This window comes from Burkholderia ubonensis (assembly GCF_902833085.1).
Taxonomy (GTDB): Bacteria; Pseudomonadota; Gammaproteobacteria; order Burkholderiales; family Burkholderiaceae; genus Burkholderia; species Burkholderia ubonensis.
Genome location: NZ_CADFEB010000007.1, coordinates 188,198 through 202,105 on the forward strand (window position 1 = coordinate 188,198; position 13,908 = coordinate 202,105).

Annotated in this window: 14 protein-coding genes; 4 read left to right on the top strand and 10 right to left on the bottom strand. The window is 67.8% G+C overall.

The window, feature by feature from the left end; genetic code table 11:
• Positions 1-26: 26 nt before the first annotated feature.
• The 5 genes from HWX31_RS20705 to HWX31_RS20725 all read right to left on the bottom strand — a co-directional run bounded on the left by HWX31_RS20705 (position 27) and on the right by HWX31_RS20725 (position 5,131).
• Positions 27-479, bottom strand: a complete 453-nt coding sequence (locus HWX31_RS20705) for a VOC family protein (RefSeq protein WP_010091093.1) — start codon at positions 477-479, stop codon at positions 27-29.
• A 185-nt stretch (positions 480-664) separates the two neighbouring features.
• Positions 665-1,618 carry a transaldolase gene (tal, locus tag HWX31_RS20710; protein WP_059633231.1) on the bottom strand — a complete coding sequence of 318 codons (954 nt, stop codon included), beginning with the start codon at positions 1,616-1,618 and terminating at the stop codon, positions 665-667.
• A gap of 221 nt (positions 1,619-1,839) precedes the next feature.
• On the bottom strand, positions 1,840-3,048 hold the full coding sequence (locus HWX31_RS20715) for a benzoate/H(+) symporter BenE family transporter (RefSeq protein WP_174962106.1): 1,209 nt from the start codon (positions 3,046-3,048) through the stop codon (positions 1,840-1,842).
• 39 nt (positions 3,049-3,087) lie between these two features.
• A complete protein-coding gene (locus HWX31_RS20720) occupies positions 3,088-4,263 on the bottom strand; it encodes a vWA domain-containing protein (protein ID WP_010091096.1) in 1,176 nt (391 codons plus the stop codon).
• Between the two features lie 25 nt (positions 4,264-4,288).
• Positions 4,289-5,131 carry an AAA family ATPase gene (locus tag HWX31_RS20725; RefSeq protein WP_059612950.1) on the bottom strand — a complete coding sequence of 281 codons (843 nt, stop codon included), beginning with the start codon at positions 5,129-5,131 and terminating at the stop codon, positions 4,289-4,291.
• A 244-nt stretch (positions 5,132-5,375) separates the two neighbouring features.
• Between HWX31_RS20725 and HWX31_RS20730 the strand changes: the two genes are divergently transcribed.
• Positions 5,376-5,735, top strand: a complete 360-nt coding sequence (locus tag HWX31_RS20730) for a c-type cytochrome (protein WP_010091098.1) — start codon at positions 5,376-5,378, stop codon at positions 5,733-5,735.
• A 40-nt stretch (positions 5,736-5,775) separates the two neighbouring features.
• Complete coding sequence (locus tag HWX31_RS20735; protein WP_059752862.1) at positions 5,776-6,135, top strand: c-type cytochrome; 360 nt, start codon at positions 5,776-5,778, stop codon at positions 6,133-6,135.
• 85 nt (positions 6,136-6,220) lie between these two features.
• Here the strand turns inward: HWX31_RS20735 and HWX31_RS20740 are convergent, their stop codons facing one another.
• Positions 6,221-6,655 carry a DUF1841 family protein gene (locus HWX31_RS20740; protein ID WP_010091100.1) on the bottom strand — a complete coding sequence of 145 codons (435 nt, stop codon included), beginning with the start codon at positions 6,653-6,655 and terminating at the stop codon, positions 6,221-6,223.
• A 204-nt stretch (positions 6,656-6,859) separates the two neighbouring features.
• On the opposite strand from HWX31_RS20740, the gene HWX31_RS20745 reads away from it, so the two are divergent.
• On the top strand, positions 6,860-7,786 hold the full coding sequence (locus HWX31_RS20745; RefSeq protein WP_174962104.1) for a DMT family transporter: 927 nt from the start codon (positions 6,860-6,862) through the stop codon (positions 7,784-7,786).
• Between the two features lie 46 nt (positions 7,787-7,832).
• Here the strand turns inward: HWX31_RS20745 and nth are convergent, their stop codons facing one another.
• Positions 7,833-8,477, bottom strand: a complete 645-nt coding sequence (nth, locus tag HWX31_RS20750; protein ID WP_059618467.1) for an endonuclease III — start codon at positions 8,475-8,477, stop codon at positions 7,833-7,835.
• Positions 8,474-9,439, bottom strand: coding sequence for an electron transport complex subunit RsxB (gene rsxB, locus HWX31_RS20755; protein ID WP_175933951.1), 966 nt, complete (start codon positions 9,437-9,439; stop codon positions 8,474-8,476). Before rsxB ends, nth begins: the two co-directional genes overlap by 4 nt.
• 154 nt (positions 9,440-9,593) lie before the next feature.
• Between rsxB and HWX31_RS20760 the strand changes: the two genes are divergently transcribed.
• On the top strand, positions 9,594-10,226 hold the full coding sequence (locus HWX31_RS20760; RefSeq protein WP_042585975.1) for a TetR/AcrR family transcriptional regulator: 633 nt from the start codon (positions 9,594-9,596) through the stop codon (positions 10,224-10,226).
• Positions 10,227-10,304: 78 nt separating this feature from the next.
• On the opposite strand, the gene HWX31_RS20765 is transcribed toward HWX31_RS20760, so the two are convergent.
• Together HWX31_RS20765 and HWX31_RS20770 are read right to left on the bottom strand one after the other, a co-directional pair.
• Positions 10,305-11,771, bottom strand: coding sequence for a polyhydroxyalkanoate depolymerase (locus tag HWX31_RS20765; protein ID WP_174966100.1), 1,467 nt, complete (start codon positions 11,769-11,771; stop codon positions 10,305-10,307).
• A 214-nt stretch (positions 11,772-11,985) separates the two neighbouring features.
• Positions 11,986-13,815 (bottom strand): glycoside hydrolase family 15 protein, encoded by a 1,830-nt coding sequence (locus HWX31_RS20770; RefSeq protein ID WP_174966099.1) that lies wholly within the window; start codon positions 13,813-13,815, stop codon positions 11,986-11,988.
• Between the last annotated feature and the right edge of the window lie 93 nt (positions 13,816-13,908).

The window sequence follows — 13,908 nt, forward strand, 5'->3', positions numbered from 1 at the left end:
CGGAAGGTGGCGGGCGTTTTTTCTCGTCAGCCCTCTGCGCGCTTCGCGAGATCCTCGCGTTGCGACAGATCCTCGACGTTGATCATCCAGTGCACGCCGAAGCGGTCCTTCAGCATGCCGAAGCCGAGCGCCCAGAAAGTCTTCTGAAAGGGCATCGTCACTTCGCCGCCGTCGGCGAGCGCGTCGAACAGCTTCTTGCCTTCATCGACGCTCGCCGGGTTCAGCGACAGCGAATAGCCGCTGTGCGTGCCGCCCGTATTGCGGCAGTCGCCGTCCGAGCACATGAGCATCGAATCGCCGATCGTGAAGCTCGCATGCATGACCTTGTCCGCCATTTCGGGCGTGATCGGCTGGTCGGGGTTCGGCGGCGCATCCCTGAAGTGCATCTTGAACATCGTCTTCGCGCCGAGCGCCTTTTCGTAGAACTGAAGGGCAGCTTCGGCCTGGCCGTAGAAGGTCAGGTACGGTTGAACTTGCATCGTTGTCTCCTGTTCCGGGATGAGCGCCCGGGAAGCGGCCGGTGCGCCCGTGACGTGGATTGTAGTGCGTGGGCCTGACAGCGGGATGAAAAAACGGCCGCGAACGCAAGGTTCGCGGCCGTTTCCGGCAAGACTGCTGACGGCTGTTGTCAGACTGGCTGCCGCCTGCTGACGTTCGGCAGGGTTCAGCGCAGCGCGTCGATCAGCTTCTCGAGCTTCACCGCGTCGGCGGCGAACGTGCGGATGCCTTCGGCAAGCTTCTCGGTCGCCATCGCGTCGTCGTTCAACTGGAAGCGGAACGACGCTTCGTCGATCGCGACCCGTGCGGCGGGTGCATCCGTGAGCGCGTCCGGCGACAGCTTGCGTGCGACCGTCTCGTTGCTGTCCTGCAGCTTCTGCAGCAAATCGGGACTGATGGTCAGCAGGTCGCAGCCCGCGAGCTCGACGATCTGGCTCGTCGTGCGGAAGCTCGCGCCCATCACCTCGGTGTGGTAGTCGAAGGTCTTGTAGTACGTGTAGATGCGGCGCACCGACTGCACGCCCGGATCGTTCGCGCCGCCGTTCTTCACTTCATCCCATTCGGCGCCGGCCTGCTTCTTGTACCAGTCGTAGATGCGGCCGACGAACGGCGAGATCAGTTGCGCGCCGGCTTCCGCGCATGCGGCGGCCTGCACCAGCGAGAAAAGCAGGGTCATGTTGCACTTGATCCCTTCCTTTTGCAGCACCTCGGCTGCGCGGACGCCTTCCCAGGTCGACGCGAGCTTGATCAGGATGCGCTCGCGGCCGATGCCGGCGGCTTCGTAGAGCTTGATCAGCTCGTGCGCCTTGTCGACGGAGCGCTTCGCGTCGAACGACAGGCGTGCGTCGACTTCGGTCGACACGCGGCCCGGAATCAGCTTCAGGATTTCGGTGCCGAATGCGATCAGCAGGCGGTCGATGATGAAATCGGTGCTTTCGTTGCGGTGATCGCGGACGGTTTTTTCGAGGATCGGCTTGTACGCATCCTTCTGGACTGCCTTCAGGATCAGCGACGGGTTCGTGGTCGCGTCCCGCGGCTGATATTGCGCGAGCTGCTGGAAATCGCCCGTGTCGGCGACGACGGTGGTGTACTGCTTCAGCTGGTCGAGTGCGGTAGTCATGGCGATTCGAGAAGAGGGCGCGATGCGCCGGGGTTCTCACGGGCCGCGCGAACGCGGCGGCGAAGCGAAGCGGCGCGCGGGGGGGCGCCGGTTCCGATTCGCTATTCTAGGCCCGATTCGCGTCGCGCATCGGGTCGCGCATTGCGTTGCATCGGGTCACATATGTTTCGCACCGCAGACGAGCGCGCCGGGGCCGGTTTCGCCGCCGGTGCGAATGGCCCTTACGCGGGGCGGCGCGCGTTGAGGATCGCCTGCGTGACGACCCCGGCGACGAGCCCCCAGAACGCCGGGCCGATCGACAGCAGCGTGAGGCCCGACGCGGTGACCATGAACGTGACGAGCGCCGCTTCGCGCTGCCGCGCGTCCTGCATCGCGTTGGCCATGCCGCTCATGATCGAGCCGAACAGCGCGAGCGCGGCGACCGACACGACGAGCGCCTTCGGCAGCGCGGCGAACAGCGCCGCGATCGTCGCGCCGAAGATGCCCGCGATCAGGTAGAAGGTGCCGCACCACACCGCGGCCGTGTAGCGTTTCGCGCGGTCCTCGTGCGCCTCGGGGCCGGTGCAGATCGCCGCGGTGATCGCGGCGAGGTTCACGCCGTGCGAGCCGAACGGCGCGAGCGCGAGCGACGCGAGGCCCGTCGTCGCGATCAGCGGCGACGACGGCGTCGGGTAGCCGTCCGCGCGCAGCACCGCGATGCCCGGCACGTTCTGCGACGCCATCGCGACCACGAACAGCGGAATGCCGATGCTGACGATCGACTCGAGCGAGAACGCGGGCATCGTGAACACGGGTTTCGCGAGCGCGATGTGGAAGCGGCTGAAGTCGAGCAGGCCGAGGCTGCCCGCGACCGCCGTGCCGACGACCAGCGTCGTCACGATCGCGTAGCGCGGCGCGAGCCGCTTGACGATCAGGTACGTGAAGAACATCGCGAGCACCAGCGCGGTCCGGTATTGCGCGGCGCGGAAGATCTCGATGCCGATCTCGAACAGGATGCCCGCGAGCAGCGCGGCGGCGATGCCGGCCGGAATCTTGCGCATCAGCGTGTCGAACAGGCCGCTCATGCCGACCGCGGTCAGCAGCAGCGCGCACACGATGAACGCGCCGATCGCCTCCGGGTACGGCACGCCGGGCAGCGACGCGACCAGCAGCGCCGCGCCGGGCGTCGACCACGCGACGACGACGGGCGCACGAAAGCGCAGCGACAGGCCGATCGTCGTCACCGCCATGCCGATCGACAGCGCCCAGATCCACGACGAGATCTGCGCGTCGCTCAGGTGCGCGGCGCGGCCGGCCTGGAACATCAGCACGAGCGAGCTCGTATAGCCGGTCATCATCGCGACGAAGCCGGCGACGAGCGCCGAGACCGACGTGTCAGAGAAGAAACGACCGCTCGCGCGGCCCGCGTCCGCGGTGGACGACTGATTCATGGGTGACTCCGGAGAAGCGGGCCGCGCGGGCGGCCGCCGTTATTTGCTGAGTGCGCGCATCGCGGTTTCGAGCCCCGCGAGCGTGAGCGGATACATGCGCTGGCCGAGCAGGTCGCGGATGATCGCGACCGATTGCCGGTATTCCCATAGCCGCTCGGGCTCGGGGTTCAGCCACGCATGATGCGGGAACTGGTCGGCGAGCCGCCGCAGCCACACCGCGCCGGCCTCGGGGTTGTTGTATTCGACCGAGCCGCCGGGCTGCAGCACTTCGTACGGGCTCATCGTCGCATCGCCGACGAAGATCAGCTTGTAGTCGGGCGTGAACTTGTGCAGCACGTCCCACGTCGCGGTGCGTTCCGCGTGGCGGCGCCGGTTGTGCTTCCACAGATGGTCGTACACGCAGTTGTGGAAGTAGTAGAACTCGAGGTGCTTGAATTCGGCCTTCGCGGCGGAGAACAGCTCTTCGGTGCGCTTGATGTGATCGTCCATCGAGCCGCCGACGTCGAGCAGCATCAGCACCTTCACGTTGTTGTGGCGCTCGGGCACCATCCGCAGGTCGAGCCAGCCCGCGTTCGCCGCGGTGCTGCGGATCGTGCCGGGCAGGTCGAGCTCCTCGGCAGCGCCTTCGCGCGCGAAGCGGCGCAGCCGCCGCAGCGCGACCTTGATGTTGCGCGTGCCGATCTCGACCGAATCGTCGTAGTCGCGGAACGCGCGCGCTTCCCACACCTTGACCGCGGTGCGGTTGCCGTTCGACGGCCCGCCGATGCGCACGCCTTCCGGGTTGTAGCCGCCGTGGCCGAACGGCGACGTGCCGCCGGTGCCGATCCACTTGTTGCCGCCTTCGTGCCGTTCCTTCTGCTCGTCGAGCAGCTGCTTCAGGCGCTCCATCAGCTTGTCGAGCCCGCCCATCGCCTCGATCTGCGCTTTCTCCTCGTCGCTCAGTTCGCGCTCGAGGCGCTTCTCGAGCCAGTCGAGCGGGATGTCGAACGCGTCGGACGGCAGCGCGGACACGCCGTGGAAGTACGCGCCGAACGCCTGGTCGAACTTGTCGAAGTACTGCTCGTCCTTCACGAGCGTCATCCGCGCGAGGTAATAGAACGCGTCGATCGACGGCGCGATGAGTCCGGCCTTCAGCGATTCGAGCAGCGTCAGGTATTCCTTCACCGAGACGGGCAGCTTCGCTGCGCGCAGCGCGTAGAAGAAATTGAGCAACATGGCCGGGCCTTCGCGGGTTGGGGGCTTACCGGTTGTGCCGGTTCATGTAGACGAGCCGCTCGAACAGGCTCAGGTCCTGCTCGTTCTTCAGGAGCGCGCCCGCGAGCGGCGGCACGATCTGCTTGCGATCGGCGCCGCGCAGCGATTCCGGCGGAATGTTCTCGGCGAGCAGCAGCTTCAGCCAGTCGAGCAGCTCGGAGGTCGACGGCTTCTTCTTCAGGCCCGACACGCCGCGCAGCTCGAAGAAGCTCTCGAGCGCGGCATGCAGCAGCTCCTCGCGGATGTTCGGGTAGTGGACCGCGACGATCTTCTGCATCGTCGACGCGTCGGGGAACTGGATGTAGTGGAAGAAGCAGCGGCGCAGGAACGCGTCGGGCAGCTCCTTCTCGTTGTTCGACGTGATGATGACGAGCGGACGGTGCTTCGCGCGCACGGTCTCGCGCGTCTCGTACACGTGGAACTCCATCCGGTCGAGCTCGCGCAAGAGGTCGTTCGGGAATTCGATGTCGGCCTTGTCGATCTCGTCGATCAGCAGCACGCTCGGGTGCTCGGCGTCGAACGCCTGCCACAGCACGCCCTTGACGATGTAGTTCGCGATGTCCTTCACGCGCTCGTCGCCGAGCTGCGAGTCGCGCAGCCGCGACACGGCGTCGTATTCGTACAGGCCCTGCTGCGCCTTCGTGGTCGACTTGATGTGCCACTGCAGCAGCGGCATGTCGAGGGCTGCTGCGACTTCCTCGGCGAGCATGGTCTTGCCGGTGCCGGGCTCGCCCTTGATCAGGAGCGGGCGTTGCAGCGTCAGCGCGGCGTTGACCGCGAGCTTCAGATCGTCGGTGGCGACGTAGTGCGAGGACCCTTCGAAACGCATGGCGGCGCTCTTCTCTATCGCGAAAAAAAACCAGTATAAGTCAGAAGGGCTGTCGGGTTCGGGCGCGGCCGCGTATCGTTGCGGGACCGCGGCGGGACGGGCCGGGAAGCCGTATGGACGCGTTCCCCGCCGACGCGGTACAATCTGGCCGTTTTTTTGGCCTGCGTGGCGACCCGATAAGCAAAACGGCGCGGGCCGTTGCCGCTTTGGCGCCAGTTTCCCCTCAAGCTAGGTTACAAGAGCTATGAACAAATTCGTCGGCAAACACGTTGTTGTCGCAGCGCTCGTGGCGCTCGCGGGCAGCGCGCAGGCGGCCGGTGTGGTCGGCAACCCGAAGGACGGGGCGAGCAAGGCCGCCATGTGCATCGGCTGTCACGGCATCCAGGATTACCGCACCGCCTACCCGGAGGTCTACCGGGTGCCGGTTCTCGGCGGCCAGAACGAGCAATACCTCGCGAATGCGCTGCAGGCCTACCGCAAGAAGGACCGCCGTTTCCCGTCGATGAACGCGATCGCCGGTTCGCTGACGGACCAGGACATCGCCGATCTGGCGGCCTACTATGCCGCGCAGAAACCCGACTCGAAGGACAATCCCTACAAGTAAGCGCGCGCTTGCTGACCTCATACGCGGGATAGGAGCATTCATGAACAACGCATTCAAGACGGCGGCGGCGATCGCGTTCGCGGCCGGCCTCGCGATCGGCAGCGCGCACGCGGCCGACCTGTCGAAGGGCAAGGACCTGGTCGAATCGCACAACTGCGCAGCCTGCCACGGCGCGAAGATGAACCAGCCGATCAACGCGGAGTATCCGCGTCTCGCCGGCCAGCACGCCGACTACCTCGTCTGGGCGATGCGCCAGTACCAGATGGGCCTCGCGAATCCGCTGCTCGGCCGCAACAACGCGATCATGCAGGCACAGGTGCAGAACCTGTCGGTCAGCGACATGAAGGACATCGCGGCCTACATCGAGTCGCTGAAGGGCGACCTGGTGTTCAAGAAGTAAGCGCCGGGGTCCGGACGGGCCCGTGCCGCAGAAGCAGAAGATACCCCGCCGAGGCGGGGTATTTTTTTGTCCGCGTCCGGCGGGCTCAGTCGCGCGACGCGCGGCGCAGGATGCGCTGCAGGTACGCGTCGGAATCGGGCGGCGTGCCCGTGCGCTGCGCTTCCCAGATCGTCTCGCCGAGGCACTCCATGATCGCGTGCTGCGCTTCGTGCGTCGAGTCGAGCTTCGCCGCGAGCTTGTCGTGCGCGGCGCGGATGCCGGGCGGCTGGTCGATCGACAGCTGCTCGCTGATCGCGAGGTGCATCGACAGGTGCAGGAACGGATTCGTGCGGCCTTCCTCGGGCGTGTAGTTGCGCTCGGCGGCGCCGTCGGCGTCCGCGAGGTCGTCGTGGTATTCGGGGTGCTCGACGATCCAGTCGGCCGCGATCGCTTCGAGCGGCGTGAGGATTTCGCCGGCGCGCTGCTTGCGCCAGGTGTCGATGAAAAAGCGACGCACTTCGTCGCGACTCGGATTGAACATGGTGGGGAACGTCGTGATTCGCATCGGCGTGATGCCGCGTCGCGCATTGTACGCCGGGTCGGCGAGCGGTGCTGGCGGCGCGTGCGGGCGCGGCGGGATGCGGGGCGGGGAAGGCCGGGCGCGCGGGTAAGCGCGGGCTGGGCGGCGCGGCGCGCCGCCGATACACTCCTACGATTTCGGTATTTCGTCCACATTCGCTCAGCCATGTCGTCCACCCGTCCACCCTCCGCCGCCCTGCAGGGCGCGCTCTGTGTCGCGTTGTCCGCAGCTGCGTTCGGCGCGATGGCGATCTTCGGCCGCTATGCGTATGCGGGCGGCGTCGACGTGCTCGGGCTCCTGATCGTGCGCTTCGCAATCGGCGGCGCGGTGCTCGCCGCGATCGCGAAGCATCGTGGCGTCGTGTGGCCGCGCGGCCGCGCGCTCGCGTCGCTGGTCGCAATGGGCGCGCTGGGCTACGTCGGCCAGTCGTTCTGCTATTTCAGCGCGTTGCAGCACGCGCAGGCGAGCCTCGTCGCGCTGCTGCTGTACCTGTATCCGGCGTTCGTCACGCTGCTCGCCGCCTGGTGGCTCGGCGAGCGGCTCACGCGCGCCAAGGTCGTCGCGCTCGTGCTGTGCATCGCGGGCTCGGCGCTGATGGTCGGCGGCGGTCACGGCGAGCCGCTCGGCATCGCGCTGGCGCTCGCCGCCGCGGTGATCTATTCGCTGTACATCGTCGCCGGCACGAAGGCGACGCGCGGCATCGACCCGCTCGCGACGACCGCCGTCATCTGCGTGTCGGCGACCGCGGCGCTCGTGCTGATCGCCGTCGTGCGCGGCGCGGCGCTCGGCGCGCCGCCGCACTGGCCCGCGACGGCGGGCGGCTGGGCGGCGATGCTGGCGATCGCGCTCGTGTCGACGGTTGCCGCGATGATCGCGTTCTTCGCGGGGCTCGAGCGGCTCGGCGCGGCACGCACGTCGATGCTGTCGACGCTGGAGCCGGTCGTGACCGTCGCGCTCGCGGCGCTGCTGTTCGGCGAGGCGCTGTCGCCGATGCAGTGGGCGGGCGGCGTCGCGATTCTCGCGGCGGTGCTGGCGCTCGTGCGGGCGGGCGGCGCCGCCGCGGACGATGCGACGGCGACCTCCAACGCTTGATCGGGGCGGGTCGCATGGACCCGGGGCCGCGGCTGCGCGCGGCGGTTCATTCAGTGGGCGGCGGGGTCTTCGGCCGGTACTCGCACAGCGGCTCGATCGCGCAGTGCCAGCATTCGGGCTTGCGCGCCTTGCATACGTAGCGGCCGTGCAGGATCAGCCAGTGATGCGCATCCTGCAGGAATTCCTTCGGCGTGAACTTCTCGAGCGCGGCCTCGACGGCCCGCACGTCCTTGCCGGGCGCGAGGCCGGTGCGGTTCGCGACGCGGAAGATGTGCGTGTCGACCGCGATCGTCGGATGGCCGAACGCGGTGTTGAGCACGACGTTGGCGGTCTTGCGGCCGACGCCCGGCAGGCTCTCGAGCGCCTCGCGATCGGCCGGCACTTCGCCGCCGTACTGCTCGAGCAGGATCCGGCACGCGGCGACCACGTTCTTCGCCTTGGTCCGGTACAGCCCGATCGTCTTGATGTACTCGGTGACGCCTTCCTCGCCGAGCGCGACAATTTGTCGCGGCGTGTTCGCGACCGGAAACATCTTGCGCATCGCCTTGTTGACCGACACGTCGGTCGCCTGCGCGGACAGCATCACGGCGATCAGCAGTTCGAACGGCGTCGAGTATTCGAGCTCGGTGGTCGGATTCGGATTGAGGCTCTGCAGCGTTTCGAAGATCGCGCGTCGTTTGCTGGCGTTCATTGTGGTTTTGGGTCGGGTGGCGCGGACGGGCCGTCTTCCGGTTCGGACGAGCCTTCGCCGGCTTGCTCGTCCGCCTGCGCCTGCTGCTCGGCGAGCCGCTTGCGGCGCGCCTCGGCCGCATCGATCTGGGCCTGGACCGCGGGGCTCACGCCTTCGGTGTTCTTCGGCGCGCTGCCTTGCGCAGCCAGCTCGTCCTTCTTCTTGCGCGCGCGTTCGAGCGCGGCCGCGATGATCGCGCGTTTCTTCGCGTCGGCGTCCGTGTCGGCGTCGGCTGCTGCGAGCTGCGTCGCGGCCGGTGCAGCCGACGCGGCAGCGCTCGCCGAGCGGCGCGCGGCCGCGCGCGCAACGGCCGCCTCGCGCTCGCGGCGCTGGCGCGCGAGCCGGCGGTCGTGGCGTTCGCGCGCGGCGTCGGCCTGCGCCTGCGTCCATGCGTCCCAGCCGGTGTGCTCGCCGGTGACGGGCACCATCGCGATGCAGTCGACCGGGCAGGGCGGCACGCACAGGTCGCAGCCCGTGCAGAGCGACGCGATCACCGTGTGCATCTGCTTGGGAGCGCCCGCGATCGCATCGACCGGGCAGGCCTGCATGCAGAGCGTGCAGCCGATGCAGAGGTTTTCGTCGATCACCGCGACGGGGCGCGCCCGCTCGTCGCCGTTGACCGGATTCAGCGGAATCACGGGCTTGCCGAGCAGGCCGGCGAGGCGCGCGACGCCTTCGGCGCCGCCCGGCGGGCACTGGTTGTAGTTCGCGTCGCCGGCGGCGATGGCCTCGGCGTACGGGCGGCAGCCGTCATAGCCGCACTTCGTGCATTGGGTCTGGGGCAGCAGATCTTCGATGCGATCCGCGAGTGTCTTGGAGTCGGTCACGGGGACAGCGGGCGCCGGTGCGCCGAATGTCTGCCGGCCACGGCGGGTGCGGCCGGCAAGGGTTGCCAAAGCAGGATTATCGCCGATTTCCCGCATTGCGCTTGACGCAGTCTGTGCGCATAATCGAAGCGCATTTTTGCAGGGGCGCAGCAGGGGGGACGCCGCAAGGCGGGCCTGTTCCAGTGTCGCCGGTGCCGACAAGGCGGGGCGACCGATCCGGATCACGCGGCTCACATAGCAAAACGCCACCATGAATCAGCCAAAAATCAAAAGAGATCCTGAAGGCACCCGCCGCCGCATCCTGATGGCGGCGGCCGAAGAATTCGCGAGTGGGGGCCTGTTCGGCGCGCGCGTCGACCAGATCGCGCGGCGGGCGGAAACCAACGAGCGCATGCTCTATTACTACTTCGGCAGCAAGGAGCAGCTGTTTACCGCCGTGCTCGAGCATGCGTTTTCCGCGCTGACCGAGGCCGAACGCGTGCTCGACCTGGATGGCGTCGCACCGGTCGAGGCGGTCACGCGGCTCGCGCACTTCGTGTGGGACTACTACCGCGATCATCCCGAGCTGCTGCGGCTGATCAACAACGAAAACCTGCACGAAGCCCGCTATCTGCACAAGTCGACACGGATCCGCGAAATGATCTCGCCGATCGTCACGATGCTCGGCAACGTGCTGACGCGCGGCCAGAAGGCCGGGCTGTTCCGCAGCGACGTCGATCCGCTGCGCTTCTACGTGACCCTGTCGGGGCTCGGCTACTACATCGTGTCGAACCGCTTCACGCTCGCCGCGACGCTCGGCCGCGACTTCAGCACGCCCGACGAGCGCGACGAGATGGTCAGGATGAACACCGAGCTGCTGCTCGCCTATCTGTTGCGGCGCTGACGAACGGCTTTCGGCCGCCGGATAAAAAAACGCCGCCGTGCGCTGGCACGGCGGCGTTTTTCGTCTGGCGCGCCGGCGTCAGGCCGCCTTGCGGGTGCGAGCGGGCTTCGCGCGCGTGCCGACGCGCTTTGCGGCGGGGGCCTTCGCCGGGGCGGCCGCATCGGGCGTCTTCGCGCGCGCGCCGACGCGCTTCGCGGCGGCGGTCTTCGCGGACCCGGCCGGCGCATTCGCGGCCGGTACGGCGGCGAGCGGCGCGGCCGGTTGCGCATCCGGGCGATCCTTCGCGGCGCCGTGCTTCGGCTCCGGCGCGTGCTCACGGATGAAGTCGCGCAGCTGCGGGTAAATGATCGTGCGCCAGCGGCGGCCCGAGAAGATCCCGTAGTGCCCGCACTTTTCGGCGGTCAGGTTGCGGCGCTGGTCCGGCGGGATGCCGGTGCACAGCTCGTGCGCGACGTGGGTCTGGCCGCTGCCGGAGATGTCGTCGAGCTCGCCCTCGATCGTCATCAGCGCGGTGTGCCGGATGTCCTGCGGGCGCACGAGTTCGCCGTCGATCTCCCACGTGCCTTCGGCAAGGCTGAACTCCTGGAACACGACGCGGATCGTCTCGAGGTAATACTCGGCGGCCATGTCGAGCACCGCGTTGTATTCGTCGTAGAAGTTGCGATGCGCTTCCGCGTCGTCTTCGTCGCCGCGCAGCAGGCTCTGGTAGAAGTCCCAGTGCGATGCCGCGTGGCGCTCCGGATTCATCGCGACGAAGCCTGCATGCTGCAGGAAGCCCGGATAGACGTGGCGGCCTTCGCCCGGATAGTTCGCGGGCACCGTGTGAATCACGTTGTTCTCGAACCAGGAGATCGAATGCTGCGTCGCCAGCGAGTTCACCGACGTCGGGCTGAGGCGCGCGTCGATCGGCCCGCCCATCATCGTCATCGTGAGCGGCGTGTCCTCGCCGCGGCTCGCCATCAGCGAGATCGCCGCGAGCACCGGCACCGTCGGCTGGCATACCGAGATCACGTGCAGGTTGCGCGCGCCGATGTGGCGGATGAAATCCTGGATGTACGCGACGTAATCGTGCAGGTGGAACGGGCCGGTCTCGACCGGCACCATCCGCGCGTCGATCCAGTCGGTGATGTAGACCTTGTGATCCTGCAGCAGCGTGCGCACGGTGTCGCGCAGCAGCGTCGAGTGGTGGCCGGACAGCGGCGCGCAGACCAGCACGACCGGCTCGTCCTTCAGCTGGGTGACCGCGCCCGCGTCGTCCGAGTAGCGCTTGAAGCGCAGCAGGCGGCAGAACGGCTTCTCGACGATCGTCTGCTCGACGATCGGGATGTTGTGGCCGTCCTTGACGATCTGGTGCAGGTTGAATTCGGGCTTCTCGTAGTCCTTGCCGAGCCGGTACAGCAGTTCGTACGCGGCGGCCATCCGCGTCGCGCCGGGCATCAGCGAGAGCGGGCTGGACGGATTGGCGAACGATTTCGACGCGGCCTGGGCCCAGGCCGTGAGCGGGCTCAGCATCGCCCGCTGGAATTCATGCAATTGGTAAAGCATGCAGACAACTCCCGCTTGGGGGACGGTGCGCGAGGGCGACGTTGGGCGTCGTGGCGCGCCGTGTGGGTCAGCGATCGGCCAATGTTGCACCGCGGCCGGTCAATCGCCGTCGATCATATCGGACAACGTGGGGTGGTGCAATGCAACATTTCCCTGATTTTTCATGAATTTGTTGTCATTTGACGTTCCCTGAAGCTGCCTCCTCGGCCCGCGTTCAACGCCCTGCGGCGACCGCCGGCTCGGGCTGGCCGGCCGCGCGCGCCATGGCCTCCTCATGGTGCATCAGGTTCATCGCCGTGTGTACGAGCGCGACGTGCGAGAACGCCTGCGGGAAGTTGCCGACGAGGCGGCCCGCAACCGGGTCGTACTCCTCGGCGAGCAGCCCGAGGTCGTTCGACAGCGACAGCAGCCGGCGGAACAGACGATGCGCTTCGTCGATCCGGCCGAGCAGCGCGTACGCGTCGACGAGCCAGAAACTGCATGCGAGAAACGTGCCTTCGCCGGGCGGCAGGCCGTCGTCGTATTCGCTCGTGCGGTAGCGCAGCACGAGGCCGTCGTGCAGCAATTCGCGTTCGATCGCGTCGACCGTGCCGACGATGCGCGGGTCGTCCGGCGGCAGGAAACCGAGCTGCGGCAGCAGCAGCACGCTCGCGTCGAGCTCGTCGCTGCCGTAGCTCTGCGTGAATGCCTGCTTGTCCGCGTGCCACGCGTTCGCGCAGACGTCCGCATGGATCTGTTCGCGCAGGTCGCGCCAGCGCTCGAGCGCGCCGGGCAGGCGGAACATTTCCGCGGACTTGATCGCGCGGTCGAACGCGACCCACGCCATCACTTTCGAGAACGTGAAGTGGCGGCGGCCGCCGCGCGTTTCCCAGATGCCTTCGTCGGGCTGCCGCCAGATTTTCTCGAGATGGTCGAGCAGCGTGCACTGCACCGACCATACGGTGTCGTCGGCCTGCAGGCCGCCCACGCGCGCGAGGTGCAGCGCCGCCATCACTTCGCCGAACACGTCGAGCTGCAACTGGTTCGCGGCGCCGTTGCCGACCCGCACGGGCTTCGAATCCTGGTATCCGGGCAGCCAGTCGAGCTCCATTTCCGGCAGCCGGCGCTCGCCCGCGATCCCGTACATGATCTGGATCTGCTCGGGCGAGCCGGCCATCACGCGGCCGAGCCACGCGCGCCATGCGCGCGCCTCGTCGTAGTGGCCGCCGCGCATCAGCGCGAGCAGCGTGATCGTCGCGTCGCGCAGCCAGCAGTAGCGGTAGTCCCAGTTGCGGGTGCCGCCGAGGTGCTCGGGCAGCGACGTGGTCGGCGCCGCGACGATGCCGCCCGTCGGCTCGTACGCGAGCGCCTTCAGCGTGATCAGCGAGCGGCGCACCGCGGCCTCGTAGCGGCCGTGCACCTGGCAGCGCCCCGACCATTCGAGCCAGTAGTTCTCGGTGCGCGCGAGCATCGACAGCGGGTCGCGCGCGGGCGGCAGCCGCAGGTGCGACGGCGCGTAGCCGAGCGAGAACGGCACGCGCTCGTCGGCGCTCACCGTGAATTCGGCGAGCGTGTGCAGGTTCTTGCCGGTGAGCGGCACGCTCGTGCGCAGCACGACGGTATCGGGCCCCGCGATCGCCTTCACGCCGTCCTCGCGCGACAGTTGCGTGACCCACGGAATCGAGAAGCCGTAGTCGAAGCGCAACACGAGCTCCATGCGCATCTTCATCGTGCCGTGCCGGCCGACGACGATCCGCACCAGCTCCGACCAGCCGTTGCCGGGCGGCATGAAATCGATCACGGTGACGGCGCCGTCGGCGCTCTCGTAATCGGTTTCGAGTATCAGCGTGTCGCCGCGATAGCGGCGCGTCGTGTGCGTGATCGCGGCGTCGGCGGCCGGCGCGAGCAGCCAGCGGCCGTGCTCGGGCGTGCCGACGAGGGCCGCGAAACAGGCGCCCGAATCGAAGCGGGGCCAGCACAGCCAGTCGACGGAGCCGTCTTTCGCGATCAGCGCGGCCGTGTGGCCGTCGCCGACGAGGGCGTAGTCTTCGATCAGGGCGGGCATGGGCGGCGATCCTTGTTACGCGTTCACTATCCGGACGACGGCAGCCGGGCTTCACGTCCCGGCTTCGCGCCCCGTATACTCGGCCGGGCGGCG